This window comes from Neorhizobium galegae, assembly GCF_017877135.1.
GTDB lineage: Bacteria > Pseudomonadota > Alphaproteobacteria > Rhizobiales > Rhizobiaceae > Neorhizobium > Neorhizobium galegae_A.
Genome location: NZ_JAGIPH010000007.1, coordinates 52,064 through 68,818, shown reverse-complemented (window position 1 = coordinate 68,818; position 16,755 = coordinate 52,064). Strand labels below are relative to the sequence as shown.

Sequence of the window (16,755 nt, the reverse complement as noted above, 5' to 3'; positions counted from 1 at the left end):
CTCACGCATAATGCACGCGCTTCTCGACGAAGCGGAACTGGAAGGCCGTCAGGGCAATGACGATGATCATCAGGATGACCGATTGTGCCGCCGACGAGCCGAGGTCGAGGTTGACGAAACCATCGTTATAAACCTTGTAGACGAGCGTTTCGGTGGCCTTGGCAGGCCCGCCGCCGGTCACCGCATGGATGATGCCAAACGTGTCGAAGAAGGCATAGACGGTGTTGACAACGAGCAGGAAGAAGGTCGTCGGGGCCAGAAGCGGAAACACGATGGTCCAGAACCGGCGGGCACCGCGGGCGCCATCGATGGCGGCGGCCTCGATCAGCGATTTTGGAATGGCCTGGAGGCCGGCGACGAAGAACAGGAAATTGTAGCTGATCTGCTTCCAGGCGGCCGCGACGACGACGAGCACCATGGCCTGATCGCCGTTCAGAAGCGGATCCCAGGCAATGCCGTTGCGGCGCAGGATATAGGCGAACGTGCCCATGGACGGATTGAACATGAAAAGCCACAGCATGCCGGCCACGGCCGGCGCCACCGCATAAGGCCAGATCAGCATGGTGCGATAGAAGCCCTTTCCCCTCACCACCCGGTCGGCAGCGGTTGCCAGCATCAGGGCGACAACCATTGCGAGGATGGCGGTTGCGGCGCTGAAGATGACCGTCACCTGCAGCGAATGCAGGTAATTCTCATCCGACAGCACGAAGCGGAAATTGTCGAGGCCGACAAAGCCGCTTGAAAGGCCGAAGGGGTCCTCGCGCTGCATCGATTGATACAGCGCCTGGCTTGCCGGCCAGAAGAAGAAAATCACCGTCAGGATGATTTGCGGCGCCACCAGGAAATAGGGGAGCACCTTGTTTGGAAACACAACGCGTTGCACGGCGATTGTCCTGTTCTGACGTCAGCCCGCGACCGAAGGCCGCCGGGCTGACGAGGAGGGTGGATTAACGCTGGGCCTGCTTGATGGCGGCATTGCCGCGCTCGACGATCTTGTCCATCGTCGTCTTGGCATCCTGCTTGCCGGCGAGAAGCGCCTCGTATTCCTCGTTCATGATGTCGCGAACCTGCGGCAGGTTGACGAGACGCACGCCCTTGGAATTTTCCGTCGGCGCCTTGCCCATCATCTGCAGGATCGGCGTCTCACGGGCCGGGTTCTTTTCGTAGAAGCCGGACTTCTTGGTGTCTTCATAAGCCGCCATGGTCACCGGCAGGTAGCCGGACACCTGGTGCAGGCGCGCCTGGATCGGCGTCTGCGAGAGGAAATTGAAGAACTGCGCGATGCCCTTGTATTCCGCATCCGACTTGCCGCCGAAGACCCAGAGGCTGGCGCCGCCGGGAATGGTGTTCTGCGGACGGCCTTCGCCCGGATAATAGGGCAGCTGGCCGATGCCGTAGTTCATGCCGGATTTGATGATGTCGCCAAGACCACCGGAGGATTCCGTCAGGATGCCGCATTCGCCGGAGGTGAACAGCTGCTTGGCTTCCGAGGTGCGGCCGCCGTAGCGGAACGTGCCGTCCTTGGCGAGATCGGCCAGGGCCTGGAAATGCTGGACGAACAGCGGCGCATTGACCTTCAGTTCCACCTTGGTGCCACCGAGGCCGTTTTCATTGGTGCCATAGGACACGTTGTTCCAGGCGGCAAAGTTCTCGGTCTGGATCCAGGTGAGCCAGGTGGAGGTCATGCCGCAGGCGCTGGCGCCGCTCGCCTTGATCTTCTTGGCCGCTTCGAACACTTCAGGCCAGGTCTTGGGCGCTTCGTCGGGGTTGAGGCCAGCCTTCTTGAATGTGTCCTTGTTGTAGTACATCACCGGCGAAGACGAATTGTAGGGGAAGGACAGCATGGAGCCGTCGGGCTTGGAATAATAGGCGGCGATGCCGGCGAGGTAATTGGCCTTGTCGAAGGTAAAGCCACCCTTTTTCAAAACGTCGGCGACGGGCATGACGGCGCCTTCGGCACCCATCATCACGCCGCTGCCGGCGTCAAACACCTGAAGGATGGCGGGTGCCTGCTTGGCGCGGAAGGCGGCGATGCCGGCATTCAGCGTTTCAGGATAGCTTCCCTTGAAGACCGGAACGATCTTGTATTCGCTCTGGCTGGCGTTGAATTCCTTGGCAAGGGTATCGACAACCTCGTTATTGGCACCCGACATGGCGTGCCACCATTGCAGTTCCGTAGCGGCCAGTACCTGGGACGCAGACATCATCGCCACGACGGATACGGTCGTGCTCGCAAGAATTTTGCCGAAAGACATGGTTTCCTCCCGTTTATTGTCGGTTCTAGTCAGTGGCGACATCGCGTCGCGCGCCATGATCCTCCCTGACCACGCCCCTCTTTTAGAAGGCAATTGAAGACAAGAGAAGAGCAAGAATGCACAGCTGTGCATTTTATTGCATGCAACACCTTGTCATCACACGCTTTTCCACATGATGATGGTTTTGTGCGTCAAGCGGCCGCGGAACGTGTGGCAGCCCGCGCCAGAACCCGTTCGCGGTGCCAGATGTAGAGCCCGGACCCGATGAGGATGGCGGCGCCGAGGAAGGTGGACAGCGTCGGAACATCGCCGAAGACGATAAAGCCCAGCACCAGAACCGCCAGGAACTGGAAATACTGCAAGGGCGCCAGGAACGAGGCGGGCGCCAGCCGGTGGGCCCCGATGTAGAAATAATGCGCCAGCGCACCAAACGCGCCGGTGGCGAAGAGCGCAAACCACGTGGAAGGATGCGCCGGCCACACCCACACGAACGGCATCAGCGGCGTCAGCAGAAGCGCCGGCAGGCCGGCCATGATCAAAAGCATGCTGCCGGGGGATTCACTGCCGGCCAGGCGTCGCGTCAGGATGGAGTAGCTGGCACCGATCATGACGGACAAAAGCATGACGCCAAAAGCCGGCTCGATGCCGTCAAGCTTCGGCTGGGTGATGACGAGCACGCCGATAAAGCTGATGGCGATTGCCGTCCAGCGGTAGCGCCCCACCTTTTCGCCGAGCCACACGATCGACAACAGCGTGATGAAGGCCGGGCCGGTGAACTGGATCGACAGGGTCTGGGCGATCTGCAACTGGCTGAGCGCCAGAAAATTGAGGCCCGTGCAGACGATCTGGATCAGTGCGCGAAGGGTCTGCAGTTTCGGATGTCCGGTTCTCCAGGTCTCAGGCGCGCACCAGGGATTGAGGATGACCGCGACCAGCAGGAAATGCACGACGAAGCGGAACCAGACCAGTTCGAGGGAGGGAACTGCAGCACCGGCAATCTTGGCTGAACTGTCAAGGAAGGCAAACAGCGTCACGGCGATCATCATCATCACCGCCGCCCGCCCCTTGTTGATCATCGGCTCCCGAACATATGGCAGGGGCGTTGCGGGCTCGTCACCGGCATCATTCGTCTGCTTGCCGTCGGCATCGCGGATCTCGTTGAAGGCAGACATAAAGTACCTCGTCACGGCCACCGCCAAGGGCGCCAAATGCAGGACAAGGCCCCAACGCCCCCGCCTTAACTGTAATCCGGTACCGGTTTAATCCGTTCCCGCAAATGTTCCGTCAATCGTCCGTTGTTTTTTTGAGGAACCGGCTCCCGACCTTCGCATTCCTTTCCGAAATCGAATTGCGGAGCATAGCCATGAAGAGCGTCTTTACGCTTTTTGCAAGCCTCGGACTGTCCCTGATGACCTTTATCGGGGGTCTTTTCGTTGCAACCTTCCTGCTGCATACCGACGAAACGCCGAGGCGACTTGGCGGCTCGGACGTGGCAAGCCTGTGGACCAGTGAACCGGTGCGCGTCGATCCGGCACGCAACACGCTGGAACGCGTTCCGGGCGTGCAGGTGGCCTCCGAGGTCCCGGCTTCCGGCGCAGATGGAGAGGTGGTAGCCACCCTTGTCTCCTCCCGCGAAGGCACGAATACAGATCAGGCCGCATCCGGAACTGTCGCCACGACAGACGTGTCGGAAACCGCCATGGAGACGCAGACGGAACCTGCGTTCAACGAGGCGCATCTGGAATGGTGCGCGAACCGTTACCGTTCCTACCGCCCGCGCGACAACAGCTATACGGCCTATAGCGGCGGGCGGCGGGAGTGCGTCTCGCCCTTCCTTGCCAAGGCCGCAGAAACGGTTGCTGCCAACGAGCCGACCTCTCCCCCGCCCGAAGGTCATGACAGCTTTGCCGATGACAATTTCCCGCGCTCGGAGGTGGCCGGCGAACTGGAGCCGCAGGTGGAACAGGCAAGTCTTGAAGGTTCAACCGGCTTTGTGACGGCGGATCATGCGCAGTCCTGTTCGACCCGCTACCGCTCCTACTCGGCAGAAGACAACACCTACCAGCCCTATGGCGGTGGCCCGCGAGTCCAGTGTCAGTAAGGCCATGCTCTCTGCACTGTGCCCGCCAAACAAGCGCCCCAACCTCCTGCTATTGAGGCGACAGGTGCTGGAACCCCACGCGCACCTCGGTCGTTGACCGGATGAAGCGTCGCGCCCACCCGTTCATTAAGAGTGGCTTGCACCCGGGCGCGGCGCTTCCCTTCCCCACACCCGAGCCAAGCCATTCCTTAGTTTAGTATTTCGGGACGTAATCGCGCCCGCTGTCGATGGATTTGGGGCGGCCGTCGAGGAACAATTCGCCAATGCGCGGTGCCGTGCGGGAAATCACCTTGCCGCCCTTGACCACATAGAGCCTCGACGGCTTCAGCCGCAGCGCCTCGATGACGTCGGCCGCCTGCAGCACGATGAGGTCGGCCTTGCAGCCGATCTCCAGGCCATAGCCTTCCAGCCCCATGGTCTTTGCGGAATTGACGGTGAGGGCATCGAAAATCTGCTTCTTGTCGTCAAGCCCACCCATCTGGGCCACGTGAATGGCCATATGGCCGACCTCGAGCATATCGGCCGAGCCCATCGAATACCACGGGTCCATCGTGCAATCCTGGCCGAAGGAGACATTGAGGCCTGCAGCCATCAGTTCGCGGACGCGCGTCATGCCGCGCCGCTTCGGATAAGTGTCGTGGCGGCCCTGCAGCATGATGTTGATGAGCGGGTTGGGAATGACGTTGATCTTTGCCTCGGCCATCAGCGGGATGAGCTTGGAGACATAGTAATTGTCCATGGAATGCATGGAGGTGAGATGCGATCCGGCAACGCGTCCCTGCAAGCCGTGGCGGATGGTTTCGGCTGCCAGCGTCTCGATGTGGCGCGACAGCGGATCGTCGGTCTCGTCGCAGTGGATATCGACCGGCAGGCCGCGTTCGGCCGCGATCCGGCAGAGCGCCTCGAGCGACATGCGCCCCTCCTCCATGGTGCGCTCGAAATGTGGAATGCCGCCGACGATGTCGATGCCCATGTCGAGCGCCCGCTCAAGCGAGGCCACGCCGCCTTCGGCCCGGTAATAGCCATCCTGCGGGAACGCCACCAGCTGAAGCTGAATATAGGGCGCCACCCGTTCGCGCACCTCGATCAGCGCTTCGGCCGTCACAAGGCGCGGGTCGGATGTATCGACATGGCTGCGGATGAACAGGAGGCCCTGCGAGACGGCGAGATCGCAGTAGCGCAGCGCCCGTTCCACCAGCGCTTCCTTCGTCAGAAGCGGGCGCAGTTCGCCCCAGAGCGCAATGCCTTCCAGCAATGTGCCCGAGACGTTCATGCGCGGCATGCCGAGCGACAGCGTTGCATCCATGTGGAAATGCGGATCGCAGAAGGGCGGGCTGACAAGGCGGCCAGTGGCGTCGATCTCTTCGCCACAGACAGCGTCGAGGGTCTTTTCGATGGCGGTAATCTTGCCGCCGGAGAGGCCGATGTCGAAGCCCTGGCGTCCATCGGGCAGGTTGGCATTGCGGATGATGAGGTCGAACATCAAGACGTCCTTCGTTCAGCGCTCGCCGCGCCTGTAGGGTTGCATCAGGGCCTGGGGCACGCGCGCGCGCCGCGCCATCACCGCAAGTGCCGCGATGGACAGGATATAGGGGATCATCAGGAAAAGCTGGTAGGGAACGGCGCCGCCGAGCGTGGTCTGCAGGCGCAGCTGGAAGCCGTCGAAAAAGGCAAAGAGCAGCGCTCCGACCAGCGCCCGGCCCGGACGCCAGGAGGAAAACACCACGAGCGCGATGCAGATCCAGCCGCGTCCCTGCACCATGGTCGGGAAGAAACTGTTGAAGGCCGACAGCGTCAGGAAGGCGCCGGCCATGCCCATCAGGGCAGAGCCCGCAATGACCGCGCCATAACGCACAGCCATTGGGTTGATGCCCTGCGCTTCCGCTGCATGGGGATTTTCCCCTGTCATGCGGATGGCAAGGCCAAGCGGGGTGCGAAACACCACATAGGCGAGGAGAAGCGCAAGCAATATGGCGAGATAGGTCGGCGGCGTCTGGACGAAGAAGGCCGGACCGATGAAGGGGAGATCGCTAAGGCCGGGGATGGCGATCGGCTTGAACGGTACGATGGTCGGCGGCGAACCGGCGACGGGGACGGCCAGTCGAAAGACATAATAGCTGAAACTGGAGGCAAACAGCGTGACGCCGAGGCCCGACACATGCTGGGAGAGCCCGAGCGTTACGGTCAAAAGCGCGTGCAGCGCTCCAAACAGGCCGCCGGCCAGGGCTGCAATCAGAAAACCGGTCCAGAGATCCGCGCCATTATAGACCGAAAGCCAGCCGATCATCGCGCCGAATGTCATGATGCCTTCGATGCCGAGATTGAGAACGCCGGATCGTTCGCACAGAAGCGCCCCGAGCGTTCCCAGAATAAGCGGCGTTGCGATGCGCAGCACCGCGGCCCAAAGCCCGGCAGAGGCCAGTATGTCGAGGACGGCACTCATCGGCGGATCCTGTACTGGGTAAAGAAGATCGCGGTCAGCATGGTGAGCAGCGACAGCGCCACCGTCACATCGGCAATATAGCTCGGAATATGCATGGCCCGGCTCATGCCGTCTGCCCCGACAAACATGGTGGCCGTGAACAGCGCCGCCAGCACGACACCGAGCGGATTGAGATTGGCGAGCATCGCAACGACGATGCCGGAATAGCCGTAACCGGGAGAAAGGTCGGTCGTCACGTAACCCTTGACGCCCATGACTTCCACGGCACCGGCCAGGCCCGCAAGGCCGCCCGAAATGCAGGCCACCACGACCAGCGTGCGCCCGAGCGGCACCCCGGCAAAGACCGCACCTGCCGGATTGAGGCCGGCCGCCCGCGACCGAAGTCCAAAGACCGTGCGCTGCTGCACGAATTGCAGGATGAAGGCCAGGACGACGGCAAGGCCAAGACCGATATGCAGGCGCGAGCGCGCCAGGAGCTTTGGCAGCATGGCGGCGTCTGCCACCGATTGCGACTGCGGCCAGCCGAATGCCGTCGGGTCCTTCAGGACCGTATCGATCAGCATCGAGACGAAGAGCACGGCGACGAAATTCAAAAGCAGCGTCGTCACCACCTCATCGACTGAGAAGCGCAGGCGAAGCCAGAGCGGCACGAGGAGCAGCAGCATGCCGGCAAGCGCCCCGATCGCCAGAAGCGCCGGGATCTGGATGGCCGCGGGAAGTCCGCCGAGAAGATGCGAGCTTGCCGCCGCCACTGCAATTGCACCGAGATAAAGCTGGCCTTCGGCGCCGATGTTCCACAGCCGTGCCCGAAAGGCGACGGCTGCGGCAAGGCCCGTCAGCATCAGCGGCGTGGCGCGGGTCAGCGTTTCTGTGGTCGACAGTCGCGAACCGAACGCGCCGGTCAGAATGCGCCAATAGGCTTCGAGAACCGGAGCACCGGCAATCGCGATCAGAATGCCCGACAGGGCAAGTGCTGCCACGATGGCCATCACCGGCGTCAGGAGGACCAGTGCGAGGGGTCGATGTTCGCGCCGCTCAAACCGCATGTGTCTGCTCCGCCTGCCATTCACCGGCCATCATCAGGCCGAGTTTTTGCGCGCTGGCCTCCTCCGCCGTGATCGGCGGCGACAGCCTGCCGCCGACAATCGCCTGGATGCGGTCGGCCAGCGCCATGACCTCGTCGAGGTCTTCCGAGATCAGCAGGACCGCCGTTCCGGCGCGGCGCGCTTCCAGAATGCGTTCATGGACGGCGGCGACCGCCCCTTCGTCAAGCCCGCGCGCCGGCTGCGCCGCAAGCAATATGCGCGGACGGTTGATAAGATTGCGCCCGAGGATGAGCTTCTGCATGTTGCCGCCCGACAGGAGCCGGGTGCGACTGGTGGGTGTTCCACCGCGCACGTCGAACTGATCGATGATGCGGCTGGCAAACGCCTTGCCGGCCTTGCGATCGACCAGACCGCGGCGCGAATAGTCGGCCACGCGCTCCAGGATGGCGTTTTCCCAGATCGCCATCTCGCCGATGGCCCCTTCCCGGTTGCGGTCTTCGGGAATGCGCCCGATGCCGCTTGCAACGACGTCTGCCACCGAAAGGCGATCCTCGACGGGCGTGCCGAACAGTATCAAATCGCCGCTCGTTCGCGCCAGCGTGCCGGAGAGAAGTTGCGCCAGAGCGCCCTGCCCATTGCCGGAGACCCCGATAATACCGAGCACCTCTCCGGCGCGAAGACGAAAATCAACCGCTTTGAGAACATCCACACCCTGGGCGCGCACCGAAACGGCAGCCGCTTCCAGAACGATTTCGCCCGGAGTGGAGGCTTCGCGCACCGGCCGCGTGACGGTGCGTCCCACCATCAGTTCGGCAAGCTCGGCCTTGCTGGTGTCCTTTGCCCGGCGCTCTGCCACATGGCGGCCGCCGCGCAGCACCACGATCCGGTCGGCCGCCGCCATCACCTCGTCCAGCTTGTGCGAAATGAAGATGAGCGAAAGCCCCTGCGCTGCCATGTCCTTCAGCGTTGCAAACAGCGTTTCGGCTTCCACCTGCGTGAGAACGGCCGTCGGTTCATCCAGCACAAGGATGCGCGCGTCGTTGTAGAGTGCTTTCAGGATCTCCACTCGCTGCTGCTCGCCGACCGACAGGTCACCCAGCCGCGCATCGGGGTCGACCGTCAGGCCGAACCGCCTGGAGATCGCCAGCAGCTTTTCGCGCGCCTCACTGCGGCGCGAGGCGACCGACCACAGGCTTTCCGTGCCGGTGGTGACATTTTCGAGCACGGTCAGGTTGGCCGCCAGCGAAAAATGCTGATGGACCATGCCGATGCCGGCGCGAATGGCGGCGCGCGGCTTGCCCGGCGGCAGCGCCACGCCATCGATCAACACCTGTCCCTTGTCCTGCACGTAATGGCCGAAGAGGATACTCATCAGCGTCGTCTTGCCGGCACCGTTTTCCCCGAGCAGCGCAAGGATCTCGCCCTTGGCGAGCGAGAGCGAAATATCGTCATTGGCAAGATTGCTGCCGAACCGCTTGCTGACGCCAACGATGTCGAGCACTGGGATGGGGGACGTCATGCTGTCAATCCGGCAATGGGGAAACGCTGCGCAAAGCGTTCGTCGCGCTCGAGAAGGGTCGCAAGCTCGATGAGCAGCGGTTCTGCGCCCATCGACGCCATGATCTGCACCGGCAGCGGCAGTCCGTCACCGTCTGACCCGTAAGGCAGGGTGATCGCCGGGAAACCGGAGGCATTGGCAAGCGTTGCAAGCGGCGCAAAGCGCGCCATGCGTGAAAAATGAAGATCCGTGTCACCATGATCGCTCGGGAAGGAGCCGATCGGCAGCGGCGCCGACGACAGGATCGGGCACAGCAGGCAGTCGATGTCTTCAAACAGTCTCCACAGATCGCGGCTTGAGAGAACCATGGCGTTCTGGCTGCCCGACAGGTCGGTCGCAGACAGGCGCAGGCCCCGTTCAATCACCGCCTGCGTCAGCGTTTCGGTCTTTGACGCATCGAGATTGAATGTCGCAATCGTATTGGCAAGATTGGCGCTTGCGATATCGACGAAGGCCTTGTCGCTGCTCAGAACCGCCTGCTCGATCGCGGAGAAATCGATGGGCACCAGCTGGTGGCCAAGCGCCTCGAGGGCCCGGCCGGCCTCTTCTATAACGGAGCTGCGCTCCGGGTCGGTCGGATAGCGGTGGCCGGTATCGGTCAGAAGCCCGATGCGCAGCGTGCCCTCTTTTGCAGGCGTCGGGACAAAGGGTGCAAACGGCCCATGGGCGTTGCCGCTTGTGGCAAAAAACAGCCGGGCGATGTCGCGTACGGAGCGGGCAACGGCAAGCTCGCTTGCAAGGCCGCCAAGGTGATTGCCGAAACTGGGGCCGGCGGGCATTGCCCCGCGGCTGGGTTTGAGGCCGACAAGACCGCAGCAGGCGGCCGGCACGCGGATCGAACCGCCCGCGTCCGTCGCATGGGCAATGGCGACGATGCCGGCGGCAACGGCTGCGGCGGCGCCGCCGCTGGACCCGCCCGCCGTGCGGGCCGGATCGAGCGGATTGCGGCAGACCGGCCCGATATCCGGTTCACTCGACAGCGCAAGGCCGAATTCGGGGCTGGTGGTGAGGCCGAAAACGCACAGGCCCTCCTTGCGGAAGCGGCTTGCGAGGTCGGAATCGACATGTCCGCCCCGGCGCGCCATCAGGCGCGATCCCGCCACCACCGGAAAGCCCGCAAACGGCCCGCCGAGATCCTTGGCAAGCGTGGGCACGCCGCCAAACGCCATCGCTGCGCGTTCCGGCGAACCGTGCGGCAGCGCGTCGATGGCGGCCGCCGCCTCCAGCCCCTTTGCCCCATCCAGATAGGTGACCGCGCCCAGCCCCTCAAAGGCGGACGCGGCAGAGATGGAAGCCTGCATGGCCTCGCGGCTGGAGAGGCGGCCTGTTGCGATCGCCTCGGCCAGCGCGGTTGCATCGGCGTGCATTGTCAGGCTTACTTCGGCTCGTCCATGATGCGCGGCACTTCGAAGGTGCCGGCCTTGATCGCGGCGCGCTTGGCTTCCATCGCTGCTTCCGCCTCTGCAGGCGCCACACCCTTGACGAAGACGATGTCGCTGCCGCCTTCCTTCATCAGGCCGTAGGCGGTGTAATCGCGACCGGTCGGCTTGCCGGCCGCCACATCGGCAATGGCCGCATTGAGGATCGGGCGGAAATTCCACAGCGCATTGGCAAAGACTGTTTCGGGATAGCGCGGCGTGTAATCGATGAGCGAGCCGACGGACTTGATGCCGCGTTCCTTGGCGGCGTCGGCCGTGCCGATGCGCTCGCCAAACAGGATGTCGGCGCCGGCATCGATCTGGGCAAGGCCTGCTTCGCGCGCCTTCGGCGGATCGAAGAAGGTGCCGATGAAGGTCACGAGGTGCTTGGCATTCGGGTTGACGGCCTTCACGCCTGCGGCAAAGGCATTGATCAGCATGTTCACTTCCGGGATAGGCATGGCGCCGACGGAACCGACCACGTTGGACTTGGTCATCTTGCCGGCGAGCATGCCGGCAAGATAGGCGCCGTCGAAATTCCAGGTGCCGAAGACGCCAAAATTGTCGCCGGCCTGCTTGCCGCTGGAGCCCATGACGAAAGCGGTCTGGGGATAATCGCCGGCCACTTCACGCGCCTGCTTTTCCACCGGAAATGTCTCGCCGATGATCAGCTTGGCGCCCTGTTCGGCATATTCGCGCATGGCGCGCGGGTAATCCGTGCCGGACACGCCTTCGGAAAACACGTATTCGATCACGCCTTCCTTGGCGGCATCCTGCAGCGCCTTGTGGAGGACCGAATTCCAGGCATTTTCCACCGGCGAGCCGTGAATGCCGGCCACTTTCAGCGGTGCTGCGGCCCGCAAGGACGGCGCAAAGGCCGTGGCGCCGAGCGCCATGCCCGAGGCCAGCACGGTGCGGCGCGACATCAAAAACTGCTTCGTCATCTCCAGTCCCCTTTTTTTACCAGTTGGTCTAAAGGGGTAAAGGTGGCTCAAAAAAGTGTCAAGGAAATTGGGCGTCCATAAATTAAGCACACAGGAATTTTAGGGTCAGCCCGAGACTTCCGTGGGATGCGCCAGCGGCAGCATACCGCGATAGATGCCGGGCACGGAGCCTTCGATCGGTACCGCGCCCACACTTCTGCGGTAGAACTCCATGGGGCCTGCCCCTCCGATCACGCCATAGGCATAACCCTGGGCGTGCATGTCGAGCAGTGTTTCGAGCAGCAGCGCGTGGCCGACGCCCTGTCCGCGAGCGGCCGGATCGACCCCTGTCGGGCCGAAGAAGCCTTTGGCCGTCGCCTCATGGCAGGCAAAGCCGATGAGCTCGTCGTCCTTGATGGCGATGAAGCAGGTGGTCGGCTGGCGCATGGTAGCAACGGTTGCTTCGGCGGCCCAGCCCGCTCCGAAACGCGGTTCGATCCAGGCCGTCAGCGCCGGCAATTCCGGTGCCAGCACCCGACGGATCACGATGCCTTGCGCCGCCATGCGGCTGTCGAGGGAGGGATCGCGTTTCAGGTCGTACAGTTTGACAAGCATGTCCATGGGTCAGTTCCTTCTCTATCAGCCCTTCACGGCCCCGGCCGTCAGCCCGGCAACGATGCGTCGCTGGAAGACGAGGACCACGGCAATCAGCGGCAGCGTCACGGTGACGGACGCCGCCATGATCTGCCCGAAGGGATATTCATAACGGCTGGTGCCGGCAATCAGGCCGATGGCCACAGGCACGGTGCGGTTTTCGTCCGTCAGTGTGAACGTCAGGGCGAAGAGAAATTCGTTCCAGGCCAGAATGAAGGCCAGGATGCCGGTGCTGGCGAGCGACGGCCCCATCAGCGGCAGCAAAATCTTCGTCAGGATGCGAAAATGCGAGCAGCCGTCGATGATGGCCGCTTCCTCCAGCTCGCGGGGAAACTCGCGGATGAAGGTGGTCAGGATCCAGGTGGTGAAGGGCACGGTCGATAGAAGATAGGTGAGGATCAGCGCGCTCGGGCGGTTGAACAGCCCAAACCAGTTGATCAGTTCGAACATCCCCGACAGGACCACGACCTGCGGAAAGATCGAGATCATCAGGACGATCATCAGCACTGCCCGGCGCTGCGGAAATTCGATCCGGCCCAGGGCATAGGCAGCCGAGACACCGATGACGAGAGACAGAAAAGTCGTGCAGACCGCGACATAGGCGGAGTTCAGCAATGATCCCATGAAGATCGGATTGTCGATCAGCTGCCTGTAATAGGTAAAATCAAGCGCCGGCACGAGGGCTGAATGATAGAGTGCGGCCCCCTGCTTGGTGGAGGATACGAAGGCCCAGTAATAGGGAAAGAGCGTGTAGACGAGCACCAGCAGCAGGGCAAAGATCTGCAGGCCGCGGACGATCCGTCGTTTTGCCCGGTGGAAGGAGGAGGGCTTGCGCAAGGGCCGGGAGAGAGTTGCAGTGTCCATGTTCACGTCCCCGCCGCCCTGTCGAGGCGCAGCACCCCGATGATGATGATTGCCACCAGGGCGACCAGCAGAAAGACCCAGGTCGATGCGGCCGAGCCGACGCCCAGTTCCTGAAAGCTGATCAGCCGGTCGCGCGCATAGATCGAGACCGTCATGACATTCTCGTTGCTGGCCGCAAGCACATAGGCAAGATCGAACATGCGCAGCGCATCGAGGACGCGGAACAGAACGGCCACGCCGATGGCCGGCCGCAGCATGGGAAGGGTGATCGACCAGAAGCGTTTCCAGGCGGGAATGCCGTCCACATCGGCGGCCTCGAAAATTTCCGGCGAAATCAGCTGCAGGCCCGCAAGGATCAGCAGCACCATGAAGGGCGTCGTCATCCAGACATCGACGAAGATCACCACGCCCATGATCAGCGAACTGCTGGCCGTCCAGGCAATTCCGTGATCGACAAGACCCAGACCCGACAGGATCTTGTTGATGACGCCGAACTGGTCGTTGAGCATCCATTCCCACATTTTCGTCGCAACGACGACGGGAATGGCCCAGGGCACCAGAATGGCGGCGCGTGCCAGCCCGCGGCCGGGAATGGCCGCGTTGAGCAGCAGTGCGATCGCAAGGCCGAGCCCTGTTTCGATGGCAACCGAGATCACCGTGAAGACGAGCGTGTTCCTGACGGCGACCCACCAGCTGCGATCGTTCAGCACCTCGATGAAGTTATCGAACCAGACGATGGAATAGACCGATGGATCGTCCAGATAGGCATCCGTAAAGGCGAAGTAGAATGTACGGGCAAGCGGCCAGACGGCCACCAGCAGGATGACGACAAGGACCGGCAGCAGAAACAGCCAGGCAGCGCGGTGATCGCGGCGGGCAAGTTTCGCGCTCATGGCTGCGGACCCTCGGCGACGTGTCCCGCCCCGACCGCCACGCGCCGGCCGTCGGCTGCAAAGGCGTATACCGCTGAACCGGCAAAATCGAGTCCGGCCGGTTTGCCGATCCGGTCCGGCAAGGGCGCCTGCGGCAGGCGGATGACCCAGACGGTGCCATCGCTGATCCGGCAATAGCCGAAATGCTCATGGCCCAGATCTTCGACACGCTCGAGGATGCAGGCGATCCTGCCCTCCCCTTCCGCGACGAGCCGCAAGGCTTCCGGGCGAATGCCGATTTCGGCGATGCCGCTTTGAGCGTCGCCGGTTGTCAAGGCGAGGGAGAGGTTTCCCGCTCCGGTAAGCACGGCGACCTCGCCTTCTTGCCGCGACGACACATTGAGGAAGTTCATGCGGGGACTGCCGATGAAGCCTGCCACGAAGCGATTGTCCGGCGCATGGTAGAGCTGTTGCGGCGTGCCGACCTGCTCGACGCGGCCCTGATTGAGGACGACGATGCGATCGGCAAGCGTCATCGCCTCCGACTGGTCATGCGTCACATAGATCATGGTCGTCTTCAGCTCGGTGTGAAGCCGTGCGATCTCGAGCCGCATTTCCATGCGCAGATCCGAATCGAGGTTCGACAGCGGCTCGTCGAAGAGGAAGATTTCCGGCTGGCGCACCAGCGCCCGGCCGATGGCGACGCGCTGCCGCTGGCCGCCTGAGAGTTCGCGCGGCCGCCGATCCATGAGGTGATCCACCTTCAGCATGCGCGCGACGCCCAAAACCTTCTGGCTGACGGCGTCCCGCGCCATGCCGAGCGTTTCCAGCGCAAAGCCGATATTGCGGGCAACGCTCATATGCGGATAGAGCGCGTAGGATTGAAAGACGAAGGCGACGCCCCGACGCGACGCCGGAACGTCGGTGACATCATCTCCGCCGATGGCGACGATCCCGCTGGACGGCGCGACAAGGCCTGCAACAATGCGCAGGAGGGTGGACTTGCCGCATCCGGAGGGGCCGACGAACACCACGAATTCACCGTCGTCGATCTGCAGTTCGACCCCTTGGATCACGGCGTGCGTGCCAAAACTCTTCGAGACGGCGTGAAGGGAAACCGATGCCATTTTTTTACCTGAGGCTTGCACGGATAGAAGGCTCGCCGCCTCACGGGGCGGCGAGAAAAGACAATGCAGCGCAGAAGTGCCGGTCCCTTGAAACCGGCCACCTCTGTTCAGGCATGGCTCAGCGGCTTTCCTTCAGCTTTTCCAGACGCGCGGCCAGCGACTTCAGGCCCGACTTGACGTCACCGCTTCCCGACAGCATGTCGTGAACCGTGCGATAGAAGGCCTGCGACACACGGTTATAGCTCGTGCCGGTATAGCCCGAGGGGCGAACGGCGCTATCGGCAAAGGCCTGCTGGTTGTCCTTGAGGAAGGGGATTGTCGCCAGCACGTCCGCATCGTTGTAGAGCGCGGGGATGGACGGGTTGACCGCATCCTGCAGCGCCCGCTTCTTCTGCATGTCGGGGCCGGTGATGAAGTTGACGAAATCGGTCGCGGCTGCCGGCTTGGCGCTGTATTTGGACACACCATAATACATCGGTCCAAGGCAGCCGCTGGATTTCTGGCCGGCGCTTCCGACCGGAAGCGGCATCACGCCGACCTTGTCGATGACGGCGCTGCCCGGCTTGTGCGAGGTGCCCCAGACATAGGGCCAGTTGCGGTGGAAGACGGCGTTGCCGGATTCAAATACGGCGCGCGAGGCTTCCTCGTCGTAATTGAGGGTGCCTTCCGGGCTGATCGACCCGATCCAGCCCTTCGCTTTCTCGATGGCTTCGACAGCCTTCGGGTTGTCGATGGTGACCTTGCCGTCGTCGGAGATGATCGTGCCGCCGCCATTGGAGGCGATAAGCTCGATCGCGTCGCAGGTCAGGCCCTCGTAGCTTTTGGCCTGCCAGGCATAGCCCCACATCTCGCCATTGCCGGCGGCGCGCTCCTTGTCCTGGATTTCCTTGGCGGTGGCGGCCAGTTCATCCCAGGTCTTTGGCTGCGGCTTGCCGTATTTCTCCAGGAGATCCTTACGATAGAACATCAGGCCGACGTCCATATAGGCCGGCATCGCCACCAGATGACCGTCGAGCTTTGCCGCATTGAGCGTGGAGGCAAAATGCTTGTCCTGGTCGGCCTGCGGGATTGTGGTCTTCAGGTCGAGCAGGCCGTTCTTGAACATGCCAAGCCAGATGACATCGAGAAACAGCACGTCGATATCGGTGGATTTTGCCGCCAGTAATTGCTGGTAGATCGGGATGGCGTCATCCAGCAGCGCCGGCATCTTGTTGATCTTGGCCTCGTTGCCTGTCTTTTCCTTCCAGGCATTGGCAACGTTCGTGCAGATTTCGAACTCGGTCGGCGCGCAGAAGACGGAAATCGTTTCGGCGTGGGATGTCCCGCTCCACAGCGCAGCAGACAGCGCAAGGGCTGCAAGGCTCTTCTTAAGCATGAAATAGTTCCCTCGATTATGTTAGGTCTCAAATCCTTCGGAACTCTCCGGTTCCCTGTTGATAATAGGACTGGTTATGACCAGTCATGTCAACATAGAATGACGCAGAAATTGACAGA

At 62.4% G+C, this 16,755-nt stretch carries 15 protein-coding genes; 1 reads left to right on the top strand and 14 read right to left on the bottom strand.

The genetic code is table 11. From position 1 onward, the window contains the following. Position 1: 1 nt before the first annotated feature. The 3 genes from ugpA to J2858_RS18895 form a co-directional block, all read right to left on the bottom strand. A complete protein-coding gene (gene ugpA / locus J2858_RS18905; RefSeq protein ID WP_210106407.1) occupies positions 2–883 on the bottom strand; it encodes a sn-glycerol-3-phosphate ABC transporter permease UgpA in 882 nt (293 codons plus the stop codon). Positions 884–947: 64 nt separating this feature from the next. Next, positions 948–2,255, bottom strand: coding sequence for a sn-glycerol-3-phosphate ABC transporter substrate-binding protein UgpB (gene ugpB, locus J2858_RS18900; RefSeq protein ID WP_210106406.1), 1,308 nt, complete (start codon positions 2,253–2,255; stop codon positions 948–950). A gap of 191 nt (positions 2,256–2,446) precedes the next feature. Continuing rightward, positions 2,447–3,427, bottom strand: a complete 981-nt coding sequence (locus J2858_RS18895; protein WP_210106405.1) for a DMT family transporter — start codon at positions 3,425–3,427, stop codon at positions 2,447–2,449. A 191-nt stretch (positions 3,428–3,618) separates the two neighbouring features. Between J2858_RS18895 and J2858_RS18890 the strand changes: the two genes are divergently transcribed. Further along, the gene (locus tag J2858_RS18890; protein WP_210106404.1) at positions 3,619–4,356 is read left to right on the top strand and encodes a BA14K family protein; all 738 of its coding nucleotides are present in this window, start codon (positions 3,619–3,621) and stop codon (positions 4,354–4,356) included. A 193-nt stretch (positions 4,357–4,549) separates the two neighbouring features. On the opposite strand, the gene J2858_RS18885 is transcribed toward J2858_RS18890, so the two are convergent. The 11 genes from J2858_RS18885 to J2858_RS18835 form a co-directional block, all read right to left on the bottom strand. Further along, positions 4,550–5,839, bottom strand: a complete 1,290-nt coding sequence (locus J2858_RS18885; RefSeq protein ID WP_210106403.1) for an amidohydrolase family protein — start codon at positions 5,837–5,839, stop codon at positions 4,550–4,552. A gap of 15 nt (positions 5,840–5,854) precedes the next feature. Continuing rightward, on the bottom strand, positions 5,855–6,799 hold the full coding sequence (locus J2858_RS18880) for an ABC transporter permease (protein ID WP_210106402.1): 945 nt from the start codon (positions 6,797–6,799) through the stop codon (positions 5,855–5,857). Then, a complete protein-coding gene (locus J2858_RS18875; RefSeq protein WP_210106401.1) occupies positions 6,796–7,845 on the bottom strand; it encodes an ABC transporter permease in 1,050 nt (349 codons plus the stop codon). The genes J2858_RS18880 and J2858_RS18875 overlap by 4 nt, the downstream gene beginning before the upstream one ends. Continuing rightward, a complete protein-coding gene (locus tag J2858_RS18870; RefSeq protein ID WP_210106400.1) occupies positions 7,835–9,364 on the bottom strand; it encodes an ABC transporter ATP-binding protein in 1,530 nt (509 codons plus the stop codon). Before J2858_RS18870 ends, J2858_RS18875 begins: the two co-directional genes overlap by 11 nt. Then, the gene (locus J2858_RS18865) at positions 9,361–10,770 is read right to left on the bottom strand and encodes an amidase (RefSeq protein WP_210106399.1); all 1,410 of its coding nucleotides are present in this window, start codon (positions 10,768–10,770) and stop codon (positions 9,361–9,363) included. The genes J2858_RS18870 and J2858_RS18865 overlap by 4 nt, the downstream gene beginning before the upstream one ends. Positions 10,771–10,778: 8 nt before the next feature. Beyond that, positions 10,779–11,765, bottom strand: coding sequence for a BMP family protein (locus J2858_RS18860; RefSeq protein ID WP_210106398.1), 987 nt, complete (start codon positions 11,763–11,765; stop codon positions 10,779–10,781). Between the two features lie 105 nt (positions 11,766–11,870). Further along, a complete protein-coding gene (locus J2858_RS18855) occupies positions 11,871–12,365 on the bottom strand; it encodes a GNAT family N-acetyltransferase (protein ID WP_210106397.1) in 495 nt (164 codons plus the stop codon). Positions 12,366–12,383: 18 nt separating this feature from the next. Further along, positions 12,384–13,262: a carbohydrate ABC transporter permease gene (locus J2858_RS18850; RefSeq protein ID WP_210106396.1), complete on the bottom strand. Its 879-nt coding sequence runs from the start codon at positions 13,260–13,262 to the stop codon at positions 12,384–12,386. 2 nt (positions 13,263–13,264) lie between these two features. Further along, positions 13,265–14,155, bottom strand: coding sequence for a carbohydrate ABC transporter permease (locus J2858_RS18845; RefSeq protein WP_210106395.1), 891 nt, complete (start codon positions 14,153–14,155; stop codon positions 13,265–13,267). Continuing rightward, positions 14,152–15,261, bottom strand: coding sequence for an ABC transporter ATP-binding protein (locus J2858_RS18840; protein ID WP_210106394.1), 1,110 nt, complete (start codon positions 15,259–15,261; stop codon positions 14,152–14,154). Before J2858_RS18840 ends, J2858_RS18845 begins: the two co-directional genes overlap by 4 nt. A gap of 118 nt (positions 15,262–15,379) precedes the next feature. Continuing rightward, positions 15,380–16,636 carry an ABC transporter substrate-binding protein gene (locus J2858_RS18835; RefSeq protein ID WP_210106393.1) on the bottom strand — a complete coding sequence of 419 codons (1,257 nt, stop codon included), beginning with the start codon at positions 16,634–16,636 and terminating at the stop codon, positions 15,380–15,382. Positions 16,637–16,755: the final 119 nt, after the last annotated feature.

Coding starts and splice junctions, on each gene's coding strand:
- J2858_RS18890 (WP_210106404.1), top strand. CDS start 3,619: ATGAAGAGCGTCTTTACGCTTTTTGCAAGCCTCGGACTGTCCCTGATG.
- J2858_RS18875 (WP_210106401.1), bottom strand. CDS start 7,845: ATGCGGTTTGAGCGGCGCGAACATCGACCCCTCGCACTGGTCCTCCTG.
- ugpB (WP_210106406.1), bottom strand. CDS start 2,255: ATGTCTTTCGGCAAAATTCTTGCGAGCACGACCGTATCCGTCGTGGCG.
- J2858_RS18885 (WP_210106403.1), bottom strand. CDS start 5,839: ATGTTCGACCTCATCATCCGCAATGCCAACCTGCCCGATGGACGCCAG.
- J2858_RS18880 (WP_210106402.1), bottom strand. CDS start 6,799: ATGAGTGCCGTCCTCGACATACTGGCCTCTGCCGGGCTTTGGGCCGCG.
- J2858_RS18835 (WP_210106393.1), bottom strand. CDS start 16,636: ATGCTTAAGAAGAGCCTTGCAGCCCTTGCGCTGTCTGCTGCGCTGTGG.
- J2858_RS18895 (WP_210106405.1), bottom strand. CDS start 3,427: ATGTCTGCCTTCAACGAGATCCGCGATGCCGACGGCAAGCAGACGAAT.
- J2858_RS18870 (WP_210106400.1), bottom strand. CDS start 9,364: ATGACGTCCCCCATCCCAGTGCTCGACATCGTTGGCGTCAGCAAGCGG.
- J2858_RS18845 (WP_210106395.1), bottom strand. CDS start 14,155: ATGAGCGCGAAACTTGCCCGCCGCGATCACCGCGCTGCCTGGCTGTTT.
- J2858_RS18860 (WP_210106398.1), bottom strand. CDS start 11,765: ATGACGAAGCAGTTTTTGATGTCGCGCCGCACCGTGCTGGCCTCGGGC.
- J2858_RS18865 (WP_210106399.1), bottom strand. CDS start 10,770: ATGCACGCCGATGCAACCGCGCTGGCCGAGGCGATCGCAACAGGCCGC.
- J2858_RS18850 (WP_210106396.1), bottom strand. CDS start 13,262: ATGGACACTGCAACTCTCTCCCGGCCCTTGCGCAAGCCCTCCTCCTTC.
- J2858_RS18855 (WP_210106397.1), bottom strand. CDS start 12,365: ATGGACATGCTTGTCAAACTGTACGACCTGAAACGCGATCCCTCCCTC.
- J2858_RS18840 (WP_210106394.1), bottom strand. CDS start 15,261: ATGGCATCGGTTTCCCTTCACGCCGTCTCGAAGAGTTTTGGCACGCAC.